Annotated in this window: 16 protein-coding genes and 1 pseudogene; 8 read left to right on the plus strand and 9 right to left on the minus strand. The window is 58.5% G+C overall.

Going from position 1 to position 26,260, the window contains the following annotated elements:
- The first annotated feature begins 107 nt into the window (after window positions 1-107).
- A complete protein-coding gene (locus tag EAV90_RS28535; protein WP_129145381.1) occupies window positions 108-584 on the plus strand; it encodes an Lrp/AsnC family transcriptional regulator in 477 nt (158 codons plus the stop codon).
- A gap of 1,282 nt (window positions 585-1,866) precedes the next feature.
- Window positions 1,867-3,104: pseudogene (locus tag EAV90_RS28540) on the plus strand (multidrug effflux MFS transporter).
- Window positions 3,105-3,245: 141 nt separating this feature from the next.
- On the opposite strand, the gene EAV90_RS28545 reads toward EAV90_RS28540, so the two are convergent.
- The gene (locus EAV90_RS28545; RefSeq protein ID WP_129145382.1) at window positions 3,246-3,506 is read right to left on the minus strand and encodes a hypothetical protein; all 261 of its coding nucleotides are present in this window, start codon (window positions 3,504-3,506) and stop codon (window positions 3,246-3,248) included.
- Between the two features lie 344 nt (window positions 3,507-3,850).
- Between EAV90_RS28545 and EAV90_RS28550 the strand changes: the two genes are divergently transcribed.
- Window positions 3,851-5,536 (plus strand): MFS transporter, encoded by a 1,686-nt coding sequence (locus tag EAV90_RS28550; protein WP_129145383.1) that lies wholly within the window; start codon window positions 3,851-3,853, stop codon window positions 5,534-5,536.
- Window positions 5,537-6,041: 505 nt separating this feature from the next.
- On the opposite strand, the gene EAV90_RS28555 is transcribed toward EAV90_RS28550, so the two are convergent.
- The 3 genes from EAV90_RS28555 to EAV90_RS41525 all read right to left on the minus strand — a co-directional run bounded on the left by EAV90_RS28555 (window position 6,042) and on the right by EAV90_RS41525 (window position 10,174).
- On the minus strand, window positions 6,042-8,168 hold the full coding sequence (locus EAV90_RS28555) for an acetate--CoA ligase family protein (RefSeq protein WP_129145384.1): 2,127 nt from the start codon (window positions 8,166-8,168) through the stop codon (window positions 6,042-6,044).
- A 175-nt stretch (window positions 8,169-8,343) separates the two neighbouring features.
- Entirely contained in the window at window positions 8,344-9,015 is a 672-nt protein-coding gene (locus tag EAV90_RS28560; RefSeq protein ID WP_129145385.1) for a dienelactone hydrolase family protein, read from the minus strand.
- A gap of 415 nt (window positions 9,016-9,430) precedes the next feature.
- Entirely contained in the window at window positions 9,431-10,174 is a 744-nt protein-coding gene (locus EAV90_RS41525) for a PaaI family thioesterase (RefSeq protein WP_347338822.1), read from the minus strand.
- A 216-nt stretch (window positions 10,175-10,390) separates the two neighbouring features.
- Here EAV90_RS41525 and EAV90_RS28570 point away from each other — a divergent pair, with 216 nt between their 5' ends.
- From EAV90_RS28570 to EAV90_RS40845, 3 genes are all read left to right on the plus strand, one after another.
- A complete protein-coding gene (locus tag EAV90_RS28570; protein ID WP_129145386.1) occupies window positions 10,391-11,569 on the plus strand; it encodes an FAS1-like dehydratase domain-containing protein in 1,179 nt (392 codons plus the stop codon).
- A 1,081-nt stretch (window positions 11,570-12,650) separates the two neighbouring features.
- Window positions 12,651-13,463, plus strand: coding sequence for a hypothetical protein (locus EAV90_RS40840; RefSeq protein ID WP_245509640.1), 813 nt, complete (start codon window positions 12,651-12,653; stop codon window positions 13,461-13,463).
- Between the two features lie 10 nt (window positions 13,464-13,473).
- Complete coding sequence (locus EAV90_RS40845; RefSeq protein WP_245509641.1) at window positions 13,474-13,656, plus strand: hypothetical protein; 183 nt, start codon at window positions 13,474-13,476, stop codon at window positions 13,654-13,656.
- Between the two features lie 1,199 nt (window positions 13,657-14,855).
- On the opposite strand, the gene EAV90_RS28580 is transcribed toward EAV90_RS40845, so the two are convergent.
- The 4 genes from EAV90_RS28580 to EAV90_RS28595 form a co-directional block, all read right to left on the minus strand.
- Complete coding sequence (locus EAV90_RS28580; protein ID WP_129145387.1) at window positions 14,856-16,298, minus strand: NAD-dependent succinate-semialdehyde dehydrogenase; 1,443 nt, start codon at window positions 16,296-16,298, stop codon at window positions 14,856-14,858.
- A gap of 401 nt (window positions 16,299-16,699) precedes the next feature.
- The gene (locus tag EAV90_RS28585) at window positions 16,700-17,605 is read right to left on the minus strand and encodes an NAD(P)-dependent oxidoreductase (protein ID WP_245509642.1); all 906 of its coding nucleotides are present in this window, start codon (window positions 17,603-17,605) and stop codon (window positions 16,700-16,702) included.
- 144 nt (window positions 17,606-17,749) lie between these two features.
- A complete protein-coding gene (locus EAV90_RS28590) occupies window positions 17,750-19,852 on the minus strand; it encodes an acetate--CoA ligase family protein (RefSeq protein ID WP_208738552.1) in 2,103 nt (700 codons plus the stop codon).
- Window positions 19,852-21,006, minus strand: a complete 1,155-nt coding sequence (locus EAV90_RS28595; protein ID WP_129145389.1) for an acyl-CoA dehydrogenase family protein — start codon at window positions 21,004-21,006, stop codon at window positions 19,852-19,854. Before EAV90_RS28595 ends, EAV90_RS28590 begins: the two co-directional genes overlap by 1 nt.
- A gap of 115 nt (window positions 21,007-21,121) precedes the next feature.
- Here EAV90_RS28595 and EAV90_RS28600 point away from each other — a divergent pair, with 115 nt between their 5' ends.
- Window positions 21,122-22,015: a LysR substrate-binding domain-containing protein gene (locus EAV90_RS28600; protein WP_164937141.1), complete on the plus strand. Its 894-nt coding sequence runs from the start codon at window positions 21,122-21,124 to the stop codon at window positions 22,013-22,015.
- Window positions 22,016-22,695: 680 nt separating this feature from the next.
- Here the strand turns inward: EAV90_RS28600 and ald are convergent.
- Entirely contained in the window at window positions 22,696-23,808 is a 1,113-nt protein-coding gene (ald, locus tag EAV90_RS28605) for an alanine dehydrogenase (protein WP_129145391.1), read from the minus strand.
- Window positions 23,809-24,535: 727 nt separating this feature from the next.
- Here ald and EAV90_RS28610 point away from each other — a divergent pair.
- Window positions 24,536-26,020, plus strand: coding sequence for an NAD-dependent succinate-semialdehyde dehydrogenase (locus tag EAV90_RS28610; RefSeq protein ID WP_208738551.1), 1,485 nt, complete (start codon window positions 24,536-24,538; stop codon window positions 26,018-26,020).
- The last annotated feature ends 240 nt before the right edge of the window (window positions 26,021-26,260 follow it).

A 26,260-nucleotide genomic window follows, 5' to 3' on the forward strand; every position in this document is an offset into this window, starting at 1 on the left:
TACTGCTAGTATGAGTATATTTGCATCGTCATTTCCGGCCTCTACGATGGTTTCCTGCATCGCGGGGCCAGGTGGCCGCGAAATTCACCTCAATGCGGGAGCCAATTATGCGATACGACCGTACAGATGCGCGCATCCTCGAGATCGTGCAGAAGAATAATCGTCTGACTTCCGAAACGATCGGTGATCTGGCCGGGCTTTCTGCTACTGCGTGTCAGCGACGACTGAAGAGGCTTCGTTCGGAAGGCATCATCGAGGCTGATGTCTCAATCGTGTCGCCGAAGGCTGTAGGGAGGCCGATTCAGATGCTCGTCTTGGTGACGTTGGAGCGCGAGCGATCAGATATTATCGACAAGTTCAAGAAGGCAATTAAGTCGTCAGCTGATGTCGTGAATGGATTCTACGTCACGGGCGATGCTGATTTTGTCCTGTATGTCACGGCGCCTACTATGGAAGATTATGAGCAGTTCACGCGGCGCTTCTTCTATGAGAATTCGGACATCAAGGGCTTCAAAACAATGGTTATAATGGACCGGGTCAAAGCAGGATTTGCCATTCCAATTGATGCGCCCGTCGAGGTGTGATGTGGCGTGTGTTTGTCGGCATGCTTTCTCACTCAGCCATCCAACGTCAGAAATCGGCACTGCTTTGTCGTGCGCACCGGCTCGTCGGAACTGAGTTGTGAGAATCCGGATACAAGAAGATCGCGTTGACTTCGTAAGCAATGAGTCAAATCGCCCTTCATGAGCGCCGCCCCAGCGGCGAGGTTGTATTCACGCAGCCCCTCTGACTGAAGAGATGTTTCTTTGTCGTACGCTGACCGGTGGCATGCTATATGGTGCGAAATCCCTGCTTTAAGTCGAATGTGATGACACTATTCGCAATTGCAGTGATTTGGTGTCGATTGCATCGCTGATCTCTCAGCAAGTCGATCGGCATTCCACAAAGTGTTCATTCGAGCTGAGCTGTCGACAGGGGGTCTCATCGCTTGAAGAGGTTGCGGCTTTCCTTGTTTATCCTGATAAGGTCCATCAGGTGGCGACCGAACACCTGGATGAGGCCGTCCTCGGGATTCAGCTTCACGTCCCACAGCTCAATCCTCGTCTTCGCCGAGAGCTGGTTAGGTGACGGAATGAATCTCGTTGGGATGCATCATGACGTCGCCTGAGCACTGCGCGGCGCCCGGAGCGCGACCCTCATGGTCAACGCGGGACACGAATGTCCGAATGGGACCTGTGTTTTGATCAAAAAAATCGCGATTGAGTAGTGTGGCCGTTTGGCCTTGGTCTGCCCGTTTCCGGAGGTCGGCTTCTCGAGAGTAACCCGCATCGTATCCTCGTAGCCGCGCCTTCGTCTATTTGGAAGTAATGCGCGGAGGCCGACGCAACCGGTATGGTGCCGAAATGCGTTCACCTCGTGTGCTAACTTTCTGGCTGAGGCAGTCTCAGACTATCGGAGCTAAGTCCGACGCACTTTGCGGCAGACGCCGCTCGAGCGCTGCGCGGCCCTCACAGAGCGGCGGCGAGGCACTTTGCAACTCGTAGCCACGCCTCGATGAGCCGCAAAATGTGGGCATCGTCCTATGAGGATGATCCTAAATGGCACCTTCCACAGCACCACTCGTGGCCGACCCAGCGTACTTCCTGCTCGCAGAATCGACGATCGGTTTGCACATTTAGCCTGTACGACGACCGTAAAACCTCAACGTTCGTCATTTGACGCATAATTGCCGCTGAGCAGGCCCATAGATCGGTTACCCCTGCTTTGAAGTCGAGGCTAATGCCAAATAGATTAAACCGCTTGCACCAACAGGTTGCATTGCCTGACTTCAATGCCGATGCCGGAGTCCGCTCAGGCCAACGCCCGATGGGATTTCCCGAATTCGTCGGCGTTATCGCATCCATCATGGCGCTGTGCCCGCTGGCGATGGACATGATGATGCCAGCGCTGCCGAACATCCGCTCTGCCTTCCAGATAGATGATGCCAGCGCTGCCGAACATCCGCTCTGCCTTCCAGATAGACGATGCCAACCTTGCGCAGATGGTGCTGTCAAGCTTTATGTTAGGGTTCGGTGCCGGACAGTTCATCATGGGCCCGCTGTCGGACCGGTTCGGCCGCCGTCCGGTGCTGCTCGCCGGGATGATCATCTACACTATTGTTAGCCTGCTCGCGATCATAGCTCCCTCGTTCGAGATATCGCTGCTGACGCGCGCACTGCAGGGGCTGGGCACAGCCGCCACGCGCGTGATCGCCACCTCGATCGTGCGCGATTGCTACGCCGGACGACGCATGGCGAGCGTGATGTCGCTCGCGGTCATGGTGTTCTTCACGGTTCCCGTGATGGCACCATCATTCGGCCAAGCCGTGATGCTGGTGACACACTGGCGCGGCATCTTCGTCCTGCTGATGCTCTATGGCATGATCGCGCTCGCCTGGACCGCAATGCGCATGCCGGAAACGCTGTCGAAGGAGACGCGCAGGTCGCTTGCGATCACGGAAGTGCTTTCGGCATTCCGCCAAACCGTCACCAACCGCCAGACTGTCGGCTATGCGCTCGCGGCCGGGAGCGTGCAAGGCGCGCTGCTTGCCTTTGCGTTCTCCGCGCAGCAGATCTTCCGAGACCTTCGAACTCGGAGATTACTTTCCGGTCGCATTCACCGGCGTCGCGGTAGGCGTCGTGATCGGCGGGTTTCTCAACGCTCGCATCGTCTGCCGGGGCATGCGCGCGATGTCGCACGCAGCCATGACCGGGTTTGGAGTGGTCGCGGCTGCGCTGCTCGTCTTGGTGGAGACGCAAACCCTATCTCTGCCGATGTTTATGGTGCTCGCGCTACTCATGATGTGCGCCTCGGGGCTGATGATGGCGAACTTCACTGCGCTCGCGATGGAGCCGCAAGGCAACATCGCTGGCACCGCTTCCTCGCTCTACGGCACAATCACCACCCTGCTAGGTATCGGCATCGGCACCATCATCGGCCAGGAATACGACGGCACGTTGCTGCCGTTCGCAAGCGGCTTCTTTCTGTGCACGCTGGCCGCGTTCGCCATCGTGCTGGTGACTGAGAAAGGCTGCTTGCTTCAGACGCAGCATCATCCGATTTGATGATCTTGGTAAGGTGCGGCAGCTAGATCAGCTGAAGGCGCAACTCATGGGTCGCCCTAGACGTCCGGATGTTGCTAACTCGTACGAGAGCGCCCCCACCGGGCAGCGACTGAATCGCTCGCCGCTCCCAGCCACGAGATCTTAAGGAAGTATCCGCGTAACCGCCGAGGTGATCGGGGAACTCGCCGCGCTTTCTGCCACCGCGTGCGAATGACGGCTGAAGAGGCTCCTGCCGGAAGGAATCAACTGACGTTTCACTGCTTCGAAGGCAATTGGAACGCATGGGAAAATGCCATCAAATGAGTTGACCTTGTCAATCGAGCCCACTGGCAACGCTGACGTCGTGTAAAGTTCTGCGCGCGCCATGAGGAATCCGAGCAGTTCACCCGACGAGTTCTTCATGTAAGGCCGGATATCGTCAAGAGATGATAAATAGACCGGAAGAGGCGGACGTTTCCACCGCGATCGGAGTGCCGTCCGAAGATTGATCCGAATCACTTAATGGCCAGTTCAATGGGCCTGCGCGCTTTTTCCTCGCTCGCCGGCACATAACGCAAAAAATCAGCACAACGACTCCCCTACTCTATTCTAGATGTCTAGGCGGCACGAGTCTGATTCGTTTTAGATGGACGCTCCAACGAAAATTGAGACCTGCGAATGTCGCGCCGGGGCCATTCTGAGCTTCTCTGCAATTGTTCTCGGGCCGTCACGGATCTCGGTGACTTGCAACGGACGCACCAGTCGATATGACCGACCAACCTAAGCTCCAGAGGTTGAGCCGCGACGGCGTCGCCGCGCCACTGCGCTACACCGCCTTTCGGTACATCTGGATAGCGAGCGTCTTGTCCAACCTCGGCATCCTGATCCGAGGGGTCGGCGCTGCTTGGGCGATGACGGAGATGACATCATCTGCCGATATGGTAGCGCTGGTGCAGACGGCAACGACGCTGCCCGTGATGCTGATCGCGCTGCCCGCCGGCGCCATTGCCGATATGCATGACCGCCGCCTGGTGACGCTGGTTGCGCTCTCGATCGCGCTTTGTGGCGTGACGGCGCTAAGCGCCCTCCAGTGGCTGGGTCTCACCACGCCAAATGTGTTGCTGGTCCTTTGCTTTGTGGTCGGTAGCGGCGTGGCAATGATGTACCCGGCCTGGCAATCCTCCATCTCTGAGCAGGTGCCGGCCGAGACGTTGCCGGCGGCGGTTACGCTCAATGGAATCAGCTTCAATATCGCGCGCAGTTTTGGGCCCGCAATCGGTGGTATTGTGGTTGGGACCGCAGGTGCGGTCGCGGCCTTTGCGCTGAACGCGGTACTCTATCTGCCACTGATGATCGCGCTGCTCCTATGGAAACGGGTGGCGGAGCCATCGCGGCTGCCGCGCGAACAGCTGAGTCGGGCCATTATCTCGGGTGTGCGGTACATAACGAATTCGCCGCCCATCAGGATCGTGCTGACCCGCGCGGTGGTAACAGGCGCGATCGGCAGCTCGATCTCGGCACTCCTGCCGCTGGTCGCGCGTGATCTGTTGAGCGGTGGTGCGCAGACTTACGGCATCATGCTCGGCGCGTTTGGTTTCGGCGCCGTCATCGGGGCAACCACTATCGGCGAGCTGCGCAAGCGCATGAGCGGCGAGGCTGCGATGCGTGCGTGCATGCTCTCCATGGGCGGTGCGACCGTGGCTGCGGCTCTGAGCCGCGAACCGGTGCTAACCGCGAGCGCTCTGATTCTGGCTGGCGCGGTGTGGACCGTGGCGTTCACGTTGCTGGATATCGGCGCGCAGCTCTCGGCACCCCGGTGGGTGGCAGGCCGATCGTTAGCGGCCTATCAGGCTGCGTACTCTGGCGGCATTGCGTTCGGTAGCTGGGGTTGGGGCCGTCTGACAGATGCAGCTGGAGTTGAGACGGCGCTGCTTGTCTCGGCCGGGCTGATGGTGGCCTCGCCGCTGCTTGGGCTCTGGCTACCCATGCCGCGCGTTAGTCCGGGCGACGAACAGGTCGAGCTGCTGGCCGATCCAGAGGTGCGGCTGCCGCTCACCGACCGCAGTGGGCCGCTAGTGCTCGAGATCGAATATCGCGTCGCGCCGGAGAACGCGCGCGCCTTTCACAATCTGATGCAGCACGTGCAGCTGTCCCGTCAGCGCAATGGCGCTTACGGTTGGTCGATCGCGCGCAACATTGCGGATCCCGAGCTGTGGACCGAGCGCTATCACTGTCCGACATGGCTGGATTATTTGCGCCAGCGCAACCGCTGGACCCAATCGGATCGGACGCTGGATCGAGAAGTGGAGGCTTTCCACATCGGCCCCGATCCTGTGCGCGTCCGCCGCATGTTGGAGCGTCCATTCGGATCGGTACGATGGAAGGAAGACACGCCCGATCGAGACGCGAACGAGATGCTGCCCTTTGATTCCAAGCGTGTCGTCGGCCATTGAGCTGCGTCGTGGTTAGCCACCGGCCCGATCTGTAAGAACATGGAAGCGATTCCGACGCTGTTGGCGTTCGACTGTGACGTTTCCCTTCCAGGACGAGCAGCAGCTCAATTGTGTCCGATATGGAACGAGTGGGGGCAGGCTGGTAGGAAAGCGCCAGTTCGAATCCGCCGAACGACATGCTGCAGCTGGCGAATGCACCAACGCGATAGTTGTCGGGTGGCTTCTTGTTCACTGCATGCGGCCGCCTAGAGGTCCCAGCAGCGCCTATGAACTTATGGCGGCGCTAGGATAGCAACGCGCGCAGCTCCAGATCGTCGAAAATTGCTTGGCTGCTTTCCCGTGAGCTGCGACGTGTCTTCAATCAATCGCATGGGCGTTTGGTAGGTCGAGCGTGAGTTCGCCCATCGCGCCTGCGCGGCGGGTTGGGTTGGGCGAACCTCAGATGATGCTGGCGATCGGTGCTCTGGCCTAGCCAAAGCGCCGAAGCCAGATCTTCGTCCGTGGTTTATTCGCCAAGCCGACTCGCGGGTACGATGAGAGCATCGACCGCGACGGCACCATGTTTGCGCACAATAAGTGGATTGATATCGATCGACCGAATTTGGTCGCCCAGGCTACGCGCGATCGCATCGAGCCGTGTCACCGCACCAGTCAAGGCTTCGATATCCAGCGCCGGGGCACCGCGGAACCCGCGCAGGATCTTCTGTACTCGCAGTTCGTCGAGCATCCGGTCCGGCTCTCCGACGCGGAGACCAGCAGGACGGAGAGCCACGTCTTCCATGATCTCCGTCCAAATGCCGCCTTGACCCATCAGAATGAACGAACCGAGGACAGGATCAGTTTCCAGACCCAGGATCATCTCGGTCCCGTCTCGTACGAACGGTTGAACGATGAGGACTTTCGAGCCCGCCGCGAAGAGCTTTGTCGCTGCCTGCGACAATTCCTTCGCATCGCGTATGTTGGTAACCACGCCGGACAGTTCGGTTCGGTGCAGTACACCTGTGTCGCCGATCTTGGCGACAACCGGATATCCGAGTTCATTTGCCGCACTGATCGCGGCATCGACGCTCGTTACGAAGCGGCTCTCTACGACCGGAATGCCTGCGGCGGCAAGGAAATCGAGTGCCGGCCTTCCGGAGAACGGCTTCTCCCCTAAATCGCGTAGCTGGTTAGCCATCCCAACTTTGTCGATCGCCGGCACCTCTGAAACCGGGGGCAGAGGCCGCGCCCACATCACGGCACGGTCAAGAGCCCGGAACGCCTCCCGTTGGCCCAATACCACAATATTTTTGTCGAGGAGACCATCCGTCTTCGCGGACGACATCGAACCATCTACCGGTATTACCAGCGCGACCGGCTTGTCAATCGCCCCTGCGACTTCCACGGCGCAGGCTGCATATGTTTCTTCTAGGTCGCCAGCCGGACCATTGAGGTTAGGAAAGTGCAGAACCGTGACGACGTCGACATTCGGGTCGGTTGCTATGGCCCTATAGATCTTCTTAGAGCCCTCCTCCGCGCCGTCGTAGCCCCAGTAGGCGTCAAGAGGGTTCCTGCAGACGATCTCGGGGGGAATGACGCTACGAATCGACTTCACCGTCTGCGGCTGGAGCTCGGCATAGCGGAGCGTCTGGCACTTCGCCATTTCGTCCACGTACATCTGAATTAGTCCGCCCGACGGACAAATCGCGCCGACCCTTCCGTCTCCCACAGGCCGCCCGGTTTGGGCGATCATCGCGGATGCAAGTAATTCCTCTAGCGTGTCAACCTGCACCACGCCATGCTTCTTGAACAGCTCGCGATAGAAGCGATATGGTGCCGCAAGCGCGCCTGTATGGGCCGTGGCGAGTTCTTGAGACGCCTCGGTGCGCCCCGGCTTCAGCAGAATGACCGGCTTGCCGGCCGCGTGCGCCCGATCACATTCAAAGAAGAAGCGCTCGGGGTCACGAACCGCTTCGATAAAACCGCAGATGACCCGAACGTTCGGGTCGTCTACAAAGTAGCGGAGGAGATCAGCGCTGCCCGTAACCGCTTCATTCCCAGCAATGATGGCGTGACTCCAGCGCACGCCACGTCCAGCTGCCAAAATGGCGAGCCTTGTTCCGCCGCCTTGCGAAATAAGGGCAACATGACCTGGACGGCGGATCTCGAACGCGCCCATGTTGAGATGTACGCGATCAGCCCAGTTGATCATCCCGCCCGAGTTCGGACCGAGCAGGGCCATTCCCGAACTTCGCGCCACATCCGCGATCCGCGCTTGTGCTGCCGCTCCCTCCGCGCCAGCTTCTGCAAATCCCATCTCCGGGATCACTGCCGCCCTCACGCCAACCTCTGCAGCCTCCTCAATCCCCGCGACAATTGCATCACGGTTTCGCAGAATGAGGACCGCATCCGGTACAAACGGCATGCTTTTGAGCGACGGATAGCACGGATAACCGGACACCTCCTCATACTTGGGATTCACCGCAGCCACTTGTCCCGAGTACCCGATCAGCTTGTAATGTTCGAGGGGTGTACGACGCACGTCCGAAGTCGGACTTGTGCCAATCACCGCAACCGATTTCGGTCGGAAGAGTGCCGAAAGCGCGCTTTGGCTGACCGGCGTCGATTTTGCGGAACGGGACTGCGGGAACATGTTGCCCTTTCGAAATATTAGTCGAGAACCTTAGCTTAGAACCTCGGACGCGCCGTCAAGCTGCAAGATTGGGCGCCGTTGAACTAAATCCTGCAAATTGGCAGGTCTTTACGCTCACTCGGGGCGGTGATGCACGGAGAGATCGCCAACGAGTGACATGACTTTCGCTCGTGACCTATCCCAGGTGCTTCCTGAAAAATTCCAATGTGCGGCCCCACGCCACTTCCGCCGCTTTACGGTCGTGCTCTGGGCGTTGTTCGTTGACGAACCCATGCTCGGCGTCATAGCGAAACAGCTCGAGAGGCTTGCCCGCTGAATTCATGCTATTCTCGAAGGCATCGACCAGCTGCGGCGTGCACCAATCATCCGTGTTGGCGAAATGTGCCTGTAAAGGAATCTTGACCTCAGCAGGCGTCGCTACGTGCTCCGGCGCCATGCCATAGAATACAACCCCTGCCGTCAGCTCCGGGACTTTGGCCGCGGCGACGATGGTCACTTTGCCGCCGAGGCAGAAACCGGTCAAGCCGACTTTGGCTCCGTTTCGTGCGAGGTATTGCACCGCGCCGCGGACGATCTGAGTGGTCGCGTCGATCAAGTCGAGCGCCTTGTTTTCACGATCGGCGGAGTCGGGATCGTGGTACGGCACTACCTTGCCGTTGTAGAGGTCCGCTGCTAATGCATCGAAGCCCGCTAGCGCAAGCCGGTCGCATAGCCCCCTTATCTGGTCGGACATCCCCCACCACTCCGGAAGGACGACCACGCCAGGTGCGTTACCGCTCGCCGCATTTGCAAGGTAGCCCGACGCGTTCTTGCCGTCCGGTCGCTTGAACGTAACGGAGATACCCATGTTTTTCTCCTACGATTATCCAAGGTCAGCTCAACTCCAAACCGCGAAGGCCTGACCGTCTTCAACTCGAGTGATTTGAGCGTTCAGAGAAGCGCGATCAGTTGTGGACGCGGATATCGGACGCCTCCGGAGCGAATAGCAATCAAACGATGCGCGTTGTTGTTCTGACGACCAGGAAGAAATCCCGTTCGTCAGTCGAACCAATGCTGGTCGCTCGCAATGGATGCATCCAGGCTGGCGCAGATGTTAGCTACGGCCTTGCTTTTGGGAGCTGCCTTTTACTCCACTCTTCGGGATGCTTGCCTGGGTGGCCTGGACCCGCGCATACTTCTTCCGTGAGCGACAGGCGATTCGCAGCAGTCGTCTCTGGCTGTGGTTCTCGGCCTGCTGGGGCGCATTCACTCAATGTCGCGAGCTAGGCGGCTGGCTGTGCAGATTTCGGCTTTAGCCGCTTAAGCGTGCCCGAGAAGGTCAATAATTTACGCTCTCCTGTGGTCAATTGGCCTCGCACGAAAACCATCGAGCGGCCGGCGCGGGTGATTTCGCCAGTGCCTACGATCAGATCGCCTTCGCTCGCGGCATCGAGAAACTCACATCCTAGAGTGACAGTCACGCTGTCTCCGCCTTGCTTGACCGGGACAGGGATGACGCCTGCGCAAAAGTCAGCGAACGCCACAAGGCAGCCGCCATGGACGATACCGGTGTCTCTGACGTGCTTCTTTCCAACTCGGAAGGCGCAGCGCATGTTGCCATCGGGCTCTTCGCGATAAAAGAAGGGACCTGCGTTAGTCTCGAAGCCTCCATCGTCGTAAAACGTCCACCCTTTGAACTCGCCTTCGGCAACAATCTGAGTGCGCGAAGCCGCGAAAGTCGCGTAGTCGTTCATGAATATGTCCTCGAATTTGCTGATTCGCTTAACGGTCGACGTGCTTGGGATTTGCCGCAACAAAAAGTCACCGAAGCGAATCGACGTCTCTAGGTGATGGGCCCTAGAGTTAGAATGGACAACGCGCTCAAAGGCAGCGAACTCGGCCGCCAGCTGCAGCAATTCTGCAAAGTGGAACAATAAGGGGGTCTGCGCGCCTCTTGAACTGGGTTCGAAGGCCCTTCCGCGGAGATCCTCGATCGCCGCAGCTTCCAAAAGGACGCGGTGCCGCACGGCAGGGAAATCCTCGGAAAAACGGCGCCACCGCTGGATTCGAGCGGAAACTGCTGATTATTGCAGTAATTGGGACCGACCCGTTTCTACACTAAGCAGATAAGCAGGTAACGATCGAGGGCGTAGCAGGCCATGTCCCGCGGCCCTCTCCGAAAGTAGCATTTCAAGACACGACCGTCTTGCCTGTCCGATAAACGAAATGAAGGACATCGAGTAATGTCAGGAACGAAGGACCAAGAGAATTCCGAGCTCATCCAAATCGACATGAAAGAGTTCGAGCCCTGGATCGGCGTTCCGCACGGAGGGATCCAGATGAAGGTTCCCTTCGTGCAGCAGGACTTCCAGCGCTGGGTGACGCACACCGACAACTACAATCCCATTCATTTCGATGAGAGCTGGGCGGCGGCGAGTCGATTTGGGCAGATCGTCGCGCCTCAGTCCTTCACGGGCATCCGCGCGGCCGGCGACGATGCAATTTTTATGAGCAAGACCCTGATGGCGGGGTTTCACGTCAGCGATGAGTTTTTCTACTACGGACCGCGGATACACGTCGGCGACCAGCTGTTCATCGACCGGGTGCTCTCGTCGGCACGTCCGACAAACACGCGTTACGGCCCCAGCGTCTTCCTCAACTTCGGCACCACGTTCGCGACGCAACGTGGGATGATCGTAAAGAAGCGGTCTACGGTCATGCTTCATCCGAAGGCGAACGGTCTGGTTCTTGGGAAGGGCAAGCTCGAGACCGCCGCCCCGGTTCCGCCGGAGCCTGAGTGGACCGACGCCCAGATCGACGAGTTGCGCGAAGCAAAGCTCGCATATATCCGGACCTTTCGGACGCACGAGAAGCGGCGTTTTGGATCGGTGAAGGTCGGGGACAAGTTACCCCGCGCGGTCTTCGGACCCCATACAGGGCTTACATTCCTCTACTCGGATGCTTGCTGCCCAGAGGATGTGTGGGGACTCACGCATGTGCCCGATCAGCCACCGCTCCTGCCGAAGAACTCAAATTTCGGTTACGACATTCCCGACCTTCCTGAGATGCCGCTCAACAGAGCTCGCTTTGTCATGAACGAGGGTCGCGGCCGACATGTCTATGATAAGGCTGCCATTCGCGGCGGGCTGCCCCGCTCCTTCGCGATCGGCTCGGTCATGACTATTTGGGGCACTGATCACTTTGCCAATTGGGCAGGCGAATGGGGCTTCCTACGCCATCTAACGATGCGCTTCAACAGCTCAATCTGGAGCGGTGACGTCACCTATATTGACGCTGAGGTGACTGAGCTTTCATCGGGACCTGCAGGTTGCGGAACGGTCCATGTCACCTACCACCTCGTGAACCAGGACGGCCTTAGGCAGTGCAGCGGGACCGGCAAAATAGAGCTCCCGCTCGAATAGCGAACAACGCGAGCGCCCCTAGTCACACCGTCCCTTGGTGAAAGAGGCAGACGCGAAAATGCTAGCCAACTGAAGTTCGTCGCGAATGGTGACGAAGTTGCCTTGGCGGAGTTCAGTGCCGGCTTTGGACGCTTGGCAAGTGGCTAAAGATTCAACCGGAGCGCACGCATGGTCCGTGTGCGTGTTTCCAATATTCATTTGCGCGATTGGAGTCGGCCCGATGAAAACTCCCCCGTCGCCGCACTTCGTTCCTGTAGATCTCAAGTGTCGTTTCAACGCCAGACGTCGGGAACTGGATACAGCATTCGGTAAGGGAGGTGGCGATCGGGATTGGAGCAACAACCTCAGGTGACCTCAGATCTTTCGAGGCATACCGCTTCTCTTCAAGCGACGAAGGTAGGCTTGATGTAGCCGCGCTGCGTCCTGGAGAGGCTCCAGTTCAGGTCCCTCTGACGCCGACGGTGGCCACATACATGATCTTTGTTCAGGCGGTCACAGATCGCCCAGCTGCGACGCCGCATGGCTTTAGGGGATGTCTGGCCGAAGCGCGAAGTCTTCGCCATGCGTCGCATGTACGCTCAGCCCACGTACCGGAACTGCGGCGAACGGACTTGGCACCCCAGCAAATATTACTCTGTTGAATTCCGAAGCGCCGGAACAAGCGCACGTCGCTTTCGTTGGCCATCGCCATATTGGAGCGAGTAGGTTGACACCAATTCACCAACTTCATTGCTGTCGTTAGGACGATGAGTGTGCCGTGTGACGCCAACAGGCAGACGCATTCTCAGTTTTCGGCGCTCCTGAAGGCGCAGGGGATGCTCAGCGAGTTTAGTCGTGCTCAGCGCATAAATTAGAGAAGCCTCGTTCTCCGCGCGCAGCCGAAGCCCTGTTCCTTGAGTACTCCCGATCCGACTGGCTGAGCGATGTGCCAGACGTCCAGCCGGCGCGGTCTGATGGAGAGGTAATTGTTGAGTATTCCGCTCACCCCGATGCTAGACTTTATGTGCGATCTGACGACGGCAGCTTGCTCATGCGGGATCTTCGCTCGCTTGACGGGACTCAGCCACTCACCGGTTCTTCGTTGGAAGCGATCGCCATCGAGGCAGCCGCCAGACGCGTGGAATTACGGATAATTGAGAAAAGCACAGGCGGGCGGGTCGCGGTGCGCTTGCATGTTCATGGCCCGAACGGAGAGTACCTTCGGCCGAAAGGACATCATCGGAAGGTCACTACTGGCTGGTTCCAGGATTACGCTGCCGAATTTGCAAACGGCCTGAATCAGTATGCATATGTGGACGGGCATTGTACTATTGACCTTCCGATCGGCCCTGTTTTCGTTGAAATCACGAGAGGCTTCAAGGTCCGTCCCTTTTGGCGCATCGTCGATATCCAGCAGAACACGGAGGCCCTCACCTTCGAGCTGGAAAAGGTGCTCCGCTGGCGCGAGCAAGGCTGGGTTAGTTCCGACAACGCATGTTCACTTTCTGAGCCCGCAGACAGCCCTTTTAGGGGGCAGGCTGAAGGGGTGAACGTCGTTAACTTACTCGCATGCCAGCTGGGCGAAACGTTCAGTAACGTTGGCGACTTCGAGGGTCGAACGACTCTTGAGGCGAAAGACTTCGGTGGCGACGGCGAGTTCTTGGTTCGCGTCGGAACTGAGAACCGCATGCAAGTGCTGGGGCACATTTCTCTTCTTGGCTATGAAGGCAGGATCATCAATCCGCTGTCGACCGGCGGCCCAGAAGAGGCGGCGATCGGTGATCCATTAGAAACCACGATGGCTGGTTGGGCAGAACGTTGCCGTCAGCAAGGAGGGCTCGTCGTAATGCCGCACGCCGAATCCGCAGGCCGAGCGCGCGGCAGACATCGTTCTTGGACTAGTCGATGCGGTTGAGATGATGTCCATGAATCCGCGCGACGCCCAGATCAGCGCGTTCGGTCTCGCCGACTGGTATCGATATCTCAACATAGGCTATCAGATACCGGTGGTTGGGGAGACCGACAAGATGAACGCTGCTTGCCTTCTCGGCGGCCTTAGAACTTACGCGCATCTCGGAGACCGCGATTTCACCTATTCGAGTGGATAGACGCTGTGCGTAAGGGGGACACGTTCATTACAGTTGGGCCGCTCGTTACAATGGCTGCGGAGGGAGGGCGTCCAGGGAGCAAATTCCAGCTTCCCCCTGGAGGCGGCACCGTCACGATCGACTGGCAAGTTGAGTCGGTTAGTGTGCTGGCTCATCGTGTGGAATTAATTCGTAACGGTGCAGTCATTGAGGAAGTGCGCTGTGACACCCTGGCGTGCCAAGGAAAGACCTCGTGGTCCGGGTGACAGAGTCTTGTTGGCTGGCAATTAGAGTGCGGGGCAGCGTCATCGGCCGCGATGCTGACATCGCTGCCCATACCAGCGCCGTCTATGTTCAGGTCGGACGTAGTCCAATCTTTGCGACGAGCGACGCAGTCGCTGTCCTTGCGCAGATCGAGGGGTCAATAGCTTACTTGGATACTCTGGCTCCGAAATCCGATGAAGCCCGAGACGCGCGCTTAAGGGCCACGTTAGAGCTTGCTCATCATCGTCTGCATCGCCGGCTTCACCAGCTTGGCGCCGGCCACGAGCACACACCAGTGCACTCGGCTCATCTGAAACGCGAGCATTGATAGGGCGCACACTCGGGTCAGAATAGCGACTGGTTAAACAATTGAGAGACAACATATGAGATCGGGGAAGAGGAAGACGCCCAGTAGTTTCGCATCAGCCGTGAAGTCATTTAGCGTAAAGGCCGTCTCAATGCGCTACCCAAGGACCATGGGGCGGTTGCTGAAAGCTAAGCGTAGCTTCGTCGCTCGAGGCAGACTTATCGCCGATTTGCGACATGTTTGCCTTCGTCGAGCCGCAGAGAAGTTCGCGTCCTCAGTCAAATCGGCGATTGCTACTAGAATATCGTCGGAAACGATGGGTGAGTCGGAAACCAACGACGGGGACATGTTCGCTCGGCGGCAGCGGCCAATGACGCCCGGCAGCATGATCACCTCGGTATCACCAGGGAAGCCGACGGCAACGGGGTCTCGGTAGGCTGGCACGAGCGCGGGTCGTCTGGCAAGATAGTATCCTGTGATTGTCCCGGCGGCTGTAGTCGGGACGCTAAAGTCGTAGGCCTTCGAACCTATGAGCATCCGGAACGCGACGTCGGCGCGGCTCGCACTCATAGTCCCACTGTCCCAATAAACTTGCGTCAGGTCAAAGGTCGCCCGTTGTGTATAGTAGTGGGTATCCGTCGGATTTGTCTCACGCGCTGGCCTGGCTAACGAACTTGGTGTTTTGAAAAGCAAGCAGGCCCTCGACACCGCCTTCCAGCCCCACGCCGCTCTCCTTGTGTCCACCAAATGGTGTCTCCGGCAGGGACACTTGCCAATGGTTCAAGATGACATTTCCGCTTTCGATCGCTGCCGCGACCGCTTTGGCGCGCGTGATATCTTTGGTCATTGCGTACGCCGCAAGACCGAATGGTAACCGATTGGCCAAGGTGATCGCTTCATCGAACGAACCAAACGGAGCCGTGATAGCAAGTGGCCCAAACGGCTCGACATTTGCAGCCATACATTGGTTATGGGTGTTCGCAAGCAATGTCGGACGATAGAAAAACCCTCTATTGCCTGTACGCTCCCCACCGGCCGCAACACGGATCCCACGCGATCGTGCGTCACCGACAAAAGCATCCATGGAGTCGACCCGCCGCGCGTTGGCAAGCGGCCCCATGACCGTCGCTGAATCGAAGCCGTCGCCGATCTTGATGGCGTTGGCGTGCTCAGCGAACTTCTCCACAAATTGGTCATGGACCGACTGGTGCACATAGAATCGGGTTGGCGAGGTGCAAACCTGGCCAGCGTTGCGATACTTGGCCATCGCGGCAGATTTGGCGACGGCATCGATGTTCACGTCATCGAAGATGATAACAGGCGCATGCCCTCCGAGTTCAAGCGTCATGCGCTTCATGCCCTGAACTGCGAGAGTAGCGAGTTGTTTACCGACATTCGTCGAGCCGGTGAAGGTGATGCCGCGAATGGCAGGCGCTTCGATGAGTTGCCGCGAGATGGCGATTGGATCGCCGAATACAATGCTGAGTACTCCGTCCGGAAGCCCCGCCTCGAGAAGCATCCCGCCGATGGCAAGCGCAGTGGCCGGGGTTTCTTCGGAAGGCTTGATAATCACCGAACACCCGGCAGCGAGAGCACCGCTGATCTTCCGTGAGGGTGTAATCGCCGGGGCGTTCCACGGTGAGAACGCGGCAATCGGCCCAATTGGCTCCTTGACCGCGATCTGCTGTATGTGCTCTGCCCTCGCGGGAATAACGCGACCATAAGCCCGCTTGCCCTCCTCGGCATTCCACTCAAACATGCCGGCGGCCTGCTCCACCTCAAGTCGCGACTCCGCAATTGGCTTGCCGAGCTCCAGGGTGATCAGGCGCGCAAGAAGTTCGCGCCGCTCTCGCATTAGATCAGCTGTGCGTCTCAAGATACGCGCTCGCTCATTCGACGGCGTGCTACGCCACAATTGAAATCCCATCGCCGCGGCAGCTACCGCCTCTTCGATGTCGGCGTGAGTTGCGTGGGGCAGCTGCCCAAGCACCTCACCGGTCGATGGATTGAGTACAGGTTCTGTTTTTCGTCCCTCTACGCCGACCCGGCGACCGGCCATCAGGAGCTCAAGAGCGGGATACTCGAATCGCATGGGATCTCCAACTGTCAGATAGATGACGACGCCTTATCTCGTTTCGCGAGCGGCAGCGTCGATCAAAGGCGGTAGGGCGTCGGAACACTCGATCTTTCCGGATAATTGAAAGAGGCGATCGGCAGCGCCATTTTTCCAAGAAGCAGAATTGTAAAATCAATCTTCCGGCCGCATCGAGTGGCTTATCACTCGATGTCACAGCGTCGTCGAGCTTGCGGAAAACGCGACAACATGTTGGCGAGCGTGGCTCGCCGCCGGTATCCGTCTCCAAGCTCTGTTGCCGATCTCTCCATATCGGCCGACCTGATAGCGTCGAGGGTACCTGCTCTGCGAGACCATCCGAGCACCGGAACAGAGCCTCCAGCGTCATTCACTCGTTTCGAGGCTGCAGCATTTGCCATTTAGTGCGACTTTCTATCGGCCTCGATGAGGTTGATCATCGCTGGATAGTAATTCTGAGAGTAGCCAGCAGCGCTGGTCTTCTGCAGCAAATCAGAGGTCAAGGCAGCAGAAGCCGCATCGATGCCGCCCTGCTCGGCAAGTTCGAGCGCCAGCTTGATGTCCTTGATAGCATAGTCAGTCGGAAACGTATTTTCCGGAAACTTTCCTGGAACAAGCGCCTTCAGCCCAGGCGTTCTGAGTGCAAAACTGTCCGCGGATCCCTTAGACATCACATCGAAAAGGAGAGCACCCTCGACGCCAGCTCTTCGGCCGATCGCCAGCGCCTCGGCCAGAGCATTCACGGTCATGAAGACAACCATGTTGTTGAGTATCTTGACGACCTGGCCGCTGCCCGTATCGCCACAATGAGTGACGTCCGTTCCCATATGGGAGAGAAACGGTACGATGAGATCAAAGTCTTCGGTGCTGCCGCCGACCATAATGCTTAAGGTGCCGTCCCAAGCCGCTTGGCGCATTCGCGCGACCGGCGCATCGATCAAGGTGAGCCCCTCTTTACGCAGCTTGTCTGCAAGATCCCGCGTTCCCTTGACTGAACTTGTGCTCATGTCGACGACGGTATGGGCGCGGCGTTTGGCCCCCAAGATGCCTCCTTTTCCCAGGCAGACCTCCGCCACCTCCGCAATGCTTGGAAGCGACAGAAAGATAACGTCGGCATTTTCTGCAACTTCGACAATCGACGCGCAGGGGTTCGCACCGGCTTCGGCGAGACGCTTGCGCGGGTCCGGGCGGCTATCCGTGGCATAGACGGGCAATCCCGATTTCTTCGTAAGATTGATGCACATCGGCTCGCCCATGACGCCCAGTCCGACGAAGCCCAGTGTTTCGATCCTCTTGGACATTTCCATGTACCTTTCCTGCTATTCAGATCCTGAAGAACGGTCTCGGGGCACCAGGATGCTCCACGATATTAACTCTTTTCCGACTAACGGGCCGTTGTCCGTAAACGGAAGTGTCGGCGGGTTTGACTGGGCTAGCGGGTGATCGTGCAACTAGCTGCTTCGATCCAGCCTCACGAGCGCGTCGAGTGCGAGCACGCCTTCACCGTCTCGCCGGACTATCAGTGGATTTATCTCGGCATCCAGAACATTATACTCTTCGTCGACGGCAAGATGCGACAAGGCGACAATTGCGTTCGCAAGCGCTTCCAGATCGCCCGCTGGCCTGCCTCGATAGCCATTAAGGACGCGCGAGATGGCAAGCTCCGCGATCATTTCCCGGGCCGCCTCGAGCGACACCGGCGCAAGGCGAATACTTCGGTCGCGATATATTTCTGTAAAGATCCCGCCTGCCGCCAGCAGTACAATTGGACCTACATCTGCATCCTTACGGTATCCAAGAAGAATTTCACCGAGACCAGAAGTCATCGGCTGGACGATGACTTGCGTCACGGAAGATTCTGGGCGCTTGGTACCCACCTCTCTTACAATGGATGCGATCGCGTCCCTCAGGGCTTTTTCGTCCTGGACACCAAGAACGACGCCGCCGACGTCTGTCTTGTGCGCAATCGTGTCCGACAGAAGCTTGACGGCCACCGGGTAGGCAAACGGCAGATCAACTAGTGCGGCATTGACCGGGATGACAGCAGAGGTCACATGAGGCAGACCGATTTTTTCGAAAAGCTTATACGCATCCCATTCGTTCAGCTGGGCCGGGCCGGCGCGTTTGAAGACCCGACGGTGCGCCAGCGCGCCCTTCGGCTCGCGACGGGCAAAGGCCGCAGCAACTGCGTCCGCGCAACCTTCTGGTGTTCGAAAGCTCGGAACGCCAGCTCTTGCAAGCATCGCAAGCGCCTCAGGAGCATCGGGCACGAGAAATGACACGAGAGCCGTTCCGGCGGCCGCGCTTGCGATGACTGGTTTGACAGCCAGTTCGGGTTGGAGGCGCGCTGAAGAGCCCGTGACAGCCACAACCAGATCGAATTCCGACTCAGACAACACGGTGTCCAGGGCCGCTTTCATCACGTCGGGTCGCGTCCCCGCCATTGTGAGATCTACGATCCGTTCGTGGCCGACGTTGATGCCCACCTTCGTCAGCTGCTTCAGCGTGTCTTCGCTGGGTTTGACGACATCGATGCCGCGTAGCGCGAGGCCATCGACCACCATTGCTGCGCCGCCGCCCGTGGTGGTCAGGACACCGACCCGTGGTGCCCGTTTCTGAACCGCCCCTATCGGGATACGATTGAGAAGCGGCAGGGCCTCGATCAACGTCTCGAAATTGTTAACTCGGGCAATTCCGCAGTCAGCCAGAAAAGCGGCTGCAATATCATCTTCGCCGGCCAGCGCCCCGGTATGGGATAGCGCGAGCTCCGCAGCCTGCTCGGAGCGGCCGAGCTTGTATGCGACAACAGGCTTCTTTCGACGGGCTGCCTCAACGGCGAAACTCCGCAGATCTTCAGCATGACGCAGGCTTTCCAAGAACAAAAGATAGCCAGTCACCGCGGGGTTATCGAGTGTCGCCGCGCAAATCTCTCCGAGGGTCAAATCAATCTCATTACCGACGGACACTAGCCCAGCAAACCCGATCGATCGCGCTTTTCCCCGGGATACCAGCGCGCCCAATATGCTGCCGCTATGAGAGGCAACAAAGGTACCGCCTGCTGGCAAATCGGGCTCTGCAAAAGCGGCGTTTGCGGTCAGTACGACCCTATCGAGGAAGCTGACGACCCCAATGCTGGAGGGCCCGAGAATGCGCAGGCCTGAAGTTCGGGCGACGTCCCGGAGCTGACCAGCGCGTCGCTGGCCTTCAGGCCCGCCTTCCGAAAAGCCGGTCGCCAGGATTGTGGCAACGCGCACGCCGCGCGCCGCGCACTCTGTGACCGCTGAGATAACATCGTGTGTCGGCGAGAGAATGAATGCATGCTCCGGCACCTCTGGCAATGAGGACAATGACGGCCAAGCCCGCTCCCCAGACACCCTTTCGTGCCGCGGATTGATAGGATAGATCCTTCCCTCGTACCCTCCCTGCAGGAGATATTGCAGCGGCCTCCCCGCCACCTTCGTGCGATCACCCGACGCGCCGATGATGGCAATGCTTCTCGGGGCTAACAGAGCGCGGTACAAGGAAGCAGGATCTGGCGAGGCCTTATTCTGCATCACGATCCTACTGTCCGCCGCTGATCGAACCTGCGATCAAAGAGCTCTTCCGCAATCCGATTCTTCAAAATTTCCGTCGAGCCGCCTGCGATCATCCAGCCGCGCGTTCTGCGCATGCAGTATTCGGCGAGCGCCTCCTGGCTGTACCCCAGCCCTCCCATGACTTGCACGGCTTCGTTGGCTACCTCGAATCCAGCTTGGTTGCAGGCAAGTTTCGCGAGCGCCGTATCGAACGCGCTCGGCAAGCCATTGGAGACGCGCGCCGCGCGATAAAGCAGGAGTTGCGCTGCTTCGAGCTTCAGTGCCATATCGGCAAACTTCCACTGCAGCCCTTGGAATTCGCAGAGGGCCCGACCGAACTGCTTTCGGGTCTGAGCGTGTTCCCGCGCGAGCTCGAAGGCAAAGCGCCCGAGCGCGAGCGATCGGGACGAATTGCCCAGACGCTCGACATTGAACCCAGCTATTTGCTTTTTGAAGCCACCCGCGCCGAGAAGGACGTTCTCGGCCGGAATACGGCAGTCCTCAAAGTAGAGCTGGCTCCATTCCTCGCCGCTCATGAACGGGGAAGGCTTGCCAATCGTGAATCCTGGCGTGCCCCGCTCGACGAGCACGGAGCCAATACCGCCCACACCCGGAGCGAAGCGCACATACACGAGAAACACCGACGCATCGGGGCTGTGCGTCCCGAAGATCTTCGTTCCGCTGATGATATAGTGGTTCCCATCCTTTCGGGCGGATGTGTTCAATTCGGTCAGAGCGGATCCAGCATCAGGTTCGGTCATGCCGAGGCTGATGACCGTGCGGCCGGCCAAGAGATCGGGAAGAAAACGCTCCCTCTGCTCAGGATTTGCATATTCGACGAATGTGCGAATGGGACCGAAATTTCCGGCCTGCACGACGTCGGCACTTCGCGGGCAGACAGCGGCGATCTGCTCGATAGCAATTACGGAATCCATGAGCGACCCGCCCTGGCCGCCGTCAGCTTCATTGAACGCAATTCCAAGGACGCCCTGCTTCGCGAGCAGCTGCGCCACATCGAACGGAAATCGAGGATCGTGAGCACGACGCGCGGCGTCGGCGGCGAGCTTGGCTTCTGCAAAACGACGGATAGAGTCGGCAAAGGCCTGCTGCTCTTCAGTAAGGTCGCGATTCATCGGGTCAAGACTACCATTTCAGATCTGCTGCAGCCCCCGTTTCTCAAATGCTCATTTGACCCGCAACTTCGTAAGGGTTATGACCTAATGACTTTTAGTAATGGCCGGACTTGCTATGAACGAGTTGATGCCGCCCCTAAATCCGCTTCATGTTTTCGATGTCACCGCCCGGCTCGGAAGCTTTACCAAAGCGGCGGAGAAAATGCGGGTAACTCAACCGGCAATTAGCCGACAAATCCGGACTCTCGAGAACTTTCTCGGCGTTCAGCTTTTCGAACGTGACAGGCAGGGCGCGAAGATCACGCCGACCGGCGAACAGTTCCACCGCCAGATCAGCCCGGCATTACAGATCATTTCAAGGGCAGCTACAAATCTTACCGAAATGCGGCGGATCGAACCGCTCAGAGTCCGGGCATATACGACTTTCGCCTCCAAGTGGCTTATCCCCCGCCTGCCATCATTTTACGTTGCATATCCGAAGATCAAGCTCGACATCAGCAACGTCGTTGCGCCCGTTGATTTTGCAAGGGACAGGATTGATCTGGCGATTCAGTTCGGGAACGGTCGTTGGCCAGCTGCAGAATCTGAACTGTTGTTCAAAGACCTGATACAACCCGTCTGCAGTCCAAAGCTGTTAAAGAGGGTTCGGCTTGTTGAACTGGATGACCTCAACAACGTGCAGCTGCTTCATTCGCACTATCGCCGCACCGATTGGCATGATTGGCTCGCGGCGGTCCAGCGCACGGATCTTCTGTCCTCGAATGAAGTCAGCTTTTCATCATCTGTCTTGACCTATCAGGCGGCCATCGCGGGTGTTGGTGTTGCAATCGGACAGATTCATCTCCTCAAGAATGAGTTGGATAGCCGGATGCTTGTGCCGCTATTCAATGCGCCTCTCGAAAGAAAGCTCGCACATTACGTCGTGTGGCCCAAGAATAGACCACTGAATAGGAGAGCTCGCAGCTTTCTGAGTTGGCTCCGAGTGCAGCTAAGGGACTTTTCCAGATGAGGGCGGCCACGGTAGGAGGAGCTTTAACGAGCTGGCATGCGTTGCATTTTCTTTTGCCATTGTTCCCGCGACCGAGACAGGCCTTATGGATGTTCGTGCAGAGGCGGCTCACCTGCCTGGCCTTCCGAAATGCCTCCCATGCCTATCGCTTTGCCCGAGATCGTCGACCTGGCGGGTCGCGACGCGCATAGAAGCCCAATAGCGCAGCGTTGAGCGGCTTCTCTTCGAGGAAGCCCGGGGGTAGAAAGCCTGGCGCAGCTTGGGAATGCGCAGTTCGAGGAGCCTCCAAAATGTGGTCGCGGTAGCCGTTCCGTTGTGGCGCTTTCAACGTCCAGCCCATCACACGATGTGCAGTAGCGCCTCGCGATGTCCGGATCACACATCTTCTCCAGAGTACGTAGTTTCATAGGTTCATAGTTCACGTTCATCCGAACAGGGTGGTCTGAGGAAGCCGTCTCTGCGGCGATCGCCGTTAGTGGCCGAGCTTCGTTCTGGAGCCCGCCACTGCATAAGCGCATCGACGTGAAAATCGCGGAGCCTCGAACATCTGGGAGCCGTGAGCGACTTGATCTTCGTTCCTATCCAGCTCAACGGACTTGAGCGGGCAATAAAAGGGGGCCACTCCGATAGAGTGGCCCCACAAGTCAGGGAGGAAACGCCCCGTCAGGAGCCTCTTGGGATCAGGCGGCAGCCTGATCGATCGGTGAGAATGGTAGGCCGAGGCTCTCGGCGACGGCCTTATAAGTTAGCCGGCCTCGATAGACATTCAGACCTGCGCGCAGGTGCGGGTTTTCGAGTACGGCTGCAAACCCCTTGTTGGCAAGCGCCAAACCGAACGGTAGCGTAGCATTGTTCAAGGCTTGGCTTGAGGTGAGCGGCACGGCTCCCGGCATATTGGCCACGCAGTAATGAATGACGCCATCGACCTCGTAGGTTGGGTCCGCGTGCGTGGTCGGGCGCGATGTCTCGAAGCATCCGCCCTGATCGATAGCGACGTCCACGACGACCGAACCCTTGCGCATCGAGCTCAACATGCCGCGGGTGACCAGCTTCGGCGCGCTCGCCCCTGGAACAAGGACCGCTCCAATGAGAACGTCCGCCGCAAATACCTCCTCCTCGACGGCATCTATGGTCGAGTACCTCGTACGAACGCGTCCTTCAAACAGCTCATCCAGCTCGCGGAGCCGAGGGATCGAGCGATCTAGGATTGTGACCTCCGCACCCAGGCCTGCAGCCATCCGTGCCGCATGCGTACCGACAACCCCGCCTCCGATCACCACGATCCGGGCCGGTTGGACGCCGGGCACACCACCGATTAGCAGCCCCCGTCCGCCAGCAGACCGTCTTAGGGCTGCGCCGGCTGCTTCGATTGCCAATCTCCCTGCAACCTCACTCATCGGCGCAAGCAGCGGAAGCCCTCCTTGCGCATCGGTTACGGTTTCATAAGCAATCGCAGTACAGCCCGATTTGAGAAGCCCTTTTGCTTGCTCGGGGTCTGGCGCCAGATGCAAATACGTGAAAAGAATGTGGTTCTCGCGCAACTGCGTCCATTCGGAGGGCTGAGGCTCCTTGACTTTTACGATTATCTCGCTCGAGGTGAAGACCTCGCGGGCGGAGCTCAAAATCGTTGCACCCGCCTTCCGATAATTGTCGTCAGTTGCACCAATACCGGCACCCGCATTCGTCTCTACGAGAACGCTGTGTCCGGCGGCCACATATTCGCGGACGGCACCAGGCGTCAGGCCCACACGGTATTCGTGCGTCTTGATTTCCTTGGGAACACCGACCTTCATCTACAATCTCCTAATTGTCGGTGGCACTGTAATCGGAAGCGCGCTGCAAGCCCCCAACCAACACCGGAAATTGGCGCAGAAATTTAGCTATTTTGAGCGCTGGAACGCCGGATTTCAAACACAACAGCGCCAGCAAGGTCGATGTAAGGAGTCGAGCCGAATTGGAGAGAGCCTAAAGTCCGGATTGAGGGGCCGCGAGTCCGCATCGTTGGAGACCGACAGCATCACAAACGGAGTTGGAGCTGAGCAGAGCTATACCAACGACGGGCTATGGCGCTTCTGCTCAATGATGCGGTTCATTCCGCGCGAGTCCGGTCCCCAGGGGGCAGAGTATCGCACGGCTGCAGATGCAGCACATCGATGTTAAAGAAATCCCCTGATTGCGCTCCCCAGCCAGTTTTTAGGACACGAACGCAACGCGGGTGGATGACGCCACGGAGGCGAAGATCACGTGACGGTTGTTTAGAGGGGCAATGCCTTACCGGCCCAGTGGCAAAGCAGAGTCATGACCGTTCGGATACGTCGACCGAGATGTGGTTGCATGAATCTGCGACCGTCCCCAATCACACGCAGGAATTCGCCCAATAGCGATCCCTTGTTGCCGTAATTCACCTCGGCGGAGCCCGTAATATCCGATCGCACCTTCGGACTCAACTTCAGAATGCTGTCGGCGAGTCGATTTTTGAGCGTACTTCTGCCATGGCGGCCTGCAATCGAGAGCTGATCAGTGTCTCTTATCTCCTTGGAACTTTCACGCGGCGACTTGGTCGAGTCCCGCAACTTCATCGCCGGTAACTGGACCGGAGGCGTCGAGTCATCCCTTGCCGTGACCGATCCGAGCAATGGCAGTCTGCTCTCGAACGTGCCCGACAGCGGCGCAGCCGAGGCGAAGGCAGCGGTCGATGCGGCGCAGTCCGCCTTCAAGACGTGGCGCGCGATGCCGGCGCGCGATCGCGCACAAATTCTCAAGCGCTGGAACGACGCGATCGTCACACATCTGGATGATTTGGGACGCCTCATTTCGCGCGAACAAGGTAAACCGCTGGCCGAGGGCCGGAGCGAAGTGCTGTACGCAGCTGGCTATGTCGAGTGGTTCGCCGAGCAGGCCACGCGCGCGAATGGCGAGGTGATCCCGAGCCCATTCCGCAACAAGCGGCTACTCGCCGTGCGCGAACCTGTCGGTGTGGTCGCAGTCGTCACGCCGTGGAATTTTCCGGCCGCGATGATTGCGCGCAAGATCGCACCGGCGCTCGCCGCGGGCTGCACTGTGGTCGCAAAGCCCGCCGAAGACACGCCCCTCTCCGCTCTCGCTCTTGTGAAGTTGGCGCAAGAGGCGGGGGTCCCTCCTGGTGTGATCAACATCGTCACTGCGTCGCGGGAGCGTACGCCGACCGTCGTTGACGCGTGGCTCGGCGACGACCGAGTGCGCAAGATAAGCTTTACGGGAAGCACGCCGGTCGGCAAGCATCTGGCGCGGGAATCTGCATCCACGTTGAAGAAGGTCTCGCTTGAGTTAGGTGGCAATGCGCCCTTCATCGTTTTCGAGGACGCCAACATCGAGGCCGCTGTGGAAGGCCTGATGGCCGCAAAGTTCCGTAATGGTGGCCAAACCTGCGTGTGCCCGAATCGCGTGTACGTGCACGAGGTTGTTCATGACGCGTTTGTGGCCAAGCTCGCGGAGCGCGTCGGTGCGCTGAAGGTCGGCCCTGCAAATGACCCAACATCGCAGATCGGACCCATGATCAACGAACGTGCAGTGAAGAAAATCGAGCGCCACGTGCGGAACGCAGTGTCGCAGGGCGCGCGAATTGTCGTCGGCGGCGAACGCATTCGCAAGCCAGGTGCGCCGCAAGCCGCGTACTTCGCTCCAACAGTCCTCGTGGGTACAACACCGTCGATGGAATGCTCATGCGAAGAGACGTTCGGCCCCATTGTGCCCGTCACACGCTTTTCCGATGAAGCGGACGTGGTTGCGCAGGCGAACGCTACTCCATTCGGCCTTGCCGCGTACTTCTACACCGAGAGCCCGGCCCGCATCTGGCGCGTGGCGGAGGCGCTCGAAAGCGGCATTGTCGGCATCAATGAAGGCGTTTTCTCTGCCGAAGCCGCCCCCTTCGGCGGCGTGAAGGAGTCTGGATATGGTCGCGAAGGCTCGGTGCATGGCCTCGATGATTACCAGCACATCAAGTATCTCTGCCAGGGTGGACTCTAGTACAAACCTTAATAACTCATTTAACGCGGGTTGGGAGTGATCGGCTTGTGGCTTATCCATAGCGGATCTCTCCTCGCGAAGTGAGTGCATCTGTCACGAAAATCCATCTGGCTTGGGTAGTGTGCGGGAGGTTCTGCAAAAGCTGAGAGGCTGAAGCGGTCATGGTAAGTCCGGTGATTGCGAAGATCACCGCTCGTAGAGGAGCTTGGACCCGCCATGACCGTGACGAAGATTAGGACG

Origin of the sequence: Bradyrhizobium vignae (genome assembly GCF_004114425.1) — a bacterium.
Lineage (GTDB): Bacteria > Pseudomonadota > Alphaproteobacteria > Rhizobiales > Xanthobacteraceae > Bradyrhizobium > Bradyrhizobium vignae.